Below are 670 nucleotides of genomic sequence, written 5' to 3' on the forward strand. Positions count from 1 at the left end.
CCGGCACCCTTCTCGGTGACGACGATCTTGATGCGGTCGGCCTGCATGGCGCCGAGCGCCGAGCCATCGATGGCATATTCCGGCGTGCCCGAGGTTGCCGTCAGCGCCGTCGCCTCGCCGGTGGCATAATCATATTTGCTGGCGCCACCCGTCAGCCGCAGGGTTTTGCCGTAGACAGGAGCATTAACGTGAATATTGCGGGAGACGACGTCGAACAGGTCGACGGCGCCGGGACCGGAAGCGAAGTTGCCGCCACGGCCTTCGAAGGTGACGTCACCGCCATTGACGGTGAAGCCGGTCAGGCTGCCGTCGGCACCGATATCGGGCGTACCTGTGGTCAGCGTCGCATGCGGCGTGTTGATGAAACCACAACCACTGCAAGTGATTCCGTTAGGATTCGCGATCACCACGTCTGCTTTTGTTCCGAACACTTCCGTCGGGCCATTCAGTGCCGAGCGGTTCCCACTCGTCACTTCGTTTAGAATGACCGAGGCCGGGTTGGAATTATTGAGGTTCGGATTGCCCGGCGTGACGCCGCCGAGATTGGACGTGCCGACCTCGCCCTTGTAGTTGTTGAGTATCAGCCCCGGCGTACCAACATTGAAGTCCGAAAATTTGTTGTGTGACAGGCCGGCCGCGTTCGGGGTGACGATATCGATCAGTGGCACGC

Annotated in this window: 1 protein-coding gene; it reads right to left on the reverse strand. The window is 60.6% G+C overall.

Annotation, left to right across the window (positions count from 1 at the left end):
- The coding region (locus AB4Z52_RS36280) for a filamentous hemagglutinin N-terminal domain-containing protein (RefSeq protein ID WP_442222625.1) at nucleotides 1-670 on the reverse strand (670 nt) is incomplete at both ends.

Origin of the sequence: Rhizobium sp. 2YAF20 (assembly GCF_052114685.1) — a bacterium.
Taxonomy (GTDB): Bacteria; Pseudomonadota; Alphaproteobacteria; order Rhizobiales; family Rhizobiaceae; genus Rhizobium.